Source organism: Lacinutrix salivirga (assembly GCF_053604675.1).
Window position 1 is genome coordinate 1 of record NZ_JBSHNP010000007.1, and the last position, 624, is coordinate 624.

1 protein-coding gene is annotated in these 624 nt (G+C 30.6%); it reads left to right on the forward strand.

Going from position 1 to position 624, the window contains the following annotated elements:
- Nucleotides 1-134: 134 nt before the first annotated feature.
- Nucleotides 135-624: hypothetical protein (locus tag ACVC5O_RS00035; protein ID WP_452219420.1), on the forward strand; the 490-nt coding region annotated here is incomplete at its 3' end.

Here is a 624-nt window from a genome sequence, read left to right on the forward strand (position 1 = left end):
GGATGAAGCAAATATGGGAGCAACTATGTATAAAACTGATGAAAATTTTAACGATTTTACAAGAGTAACTTATAATGCTAATGCTATAAATAATATTAAAGAAAAACCGTGTAACAACTAAAAAACGAAACAAAATGAAACCTATAATTATAATAGTAACATTATTTTTAAGTGTTACAAGCACTTTAGAAGCCCAAAACATTAATGACTCATTTGTGGGTATTTGGGAAACCCAAAATGGAGATGAAACGTTTAGAGTAGAGCTTTTTCTAAATGAAGATAATAAAGTAAGAGGACATTTCTCAATGATACAAACTACAAATAGTGGTTTAGAAATTTTAATTTATACCTCTAAAAAAAGTATAGGATTTGGTTTAACATGGCCTCCTGTAATATTCGGAGGTAGTGATGGTACAATTTTAGAAGCAGGCATTGAAGATAATACAGTGCCTAATCCATTAAATTTACCTCGCTTTGATGGAGATTTAACAATGACTATACAACCTGCAACTGGTAGCGGGCAAGTTACCGCAACTTGGAAAGTTGAAAGAAGTAGTGGTTTAAAATCTAATGCAGATAACAGAGAGTTTAATATTCCTACAGATATAATATTAACAAAAGTTC